Annotated in this window: 1 protein-coding gene; it reads right to left on the bottom strand. The window is 43.9% G+C overall.

Features of this window, described 5'->3' with window-relative positions:
- Nucleotides 1–18: 18 nt before the first annotated feature.
- Nucleotides 19–563 (bottom strand): transposase (locus tag KMW37_RS22370; protein ID WP_215226868.1); only part of this gene is annotated, 545 nt, incomplete at its 5' end.

The following is a 563-nucleotide window of genomic DNA, read 5'->3' as shown; positions in this document are numbered from 1 at the left end:
TACCAATGACGTAAAGAACTAGGCATGAATTTGTTCGAGTTCATAACCTAGTTCTTTAGCTGTTTTTTGTAGCCACCTTTCTCTGTGAAGCTGCATTTTTTCTTCATAGGCCTTGATACCTTTTTCAGTGTAGTCCAGGCCTTTCACCATCAGTCGCCAGTATAGTACTGCCAGTTTTCTTGCCGTAGCTTTGGTGGCTATACCTGGCCCTCTTTTACTTTTCAACCTCCGACCAAATGCACCTAATGCTATCTTTTTACTTTCAATCAAACTTTGAGCAATTTGCCTGAATATTTGCCCAGCCTTTGGCCTGTACTTCCTGTTCCTTGTCTTGTTTTTCTTTCCAGATTGATGTTGACCCGGGGACAAACCTAACCATGAGGTAAAGTGCTTCTCACTTGGCCACTCAGATAGCTCTCCGCCAATTTCTGAGTAGAGTTGTAGCCAGCTATAGTCGGTAATGCCCGGCAGGCACGTTGCATCTTTGCCTGAAAAGATTTTGAGCAGGTGGCCACCTAAGTGGTCAATATCAGGTTTGTTATGCCTAACAGGTTTTCGGTCTT

Origin of the sequence: Echinicola shivajiensis, from assembly GCF_018642165.1 — a bacterium.
GTDB classification, from domain to species: Bacteria; Bacteroidota; Bacteroidia; order Cytophagales; family Cyclobacteriaceae; genus Echinicola; species Echinicola shivajiensis.
This window is presented reverse-complemented; position numbering and strand designations above follow the sequence as displayed.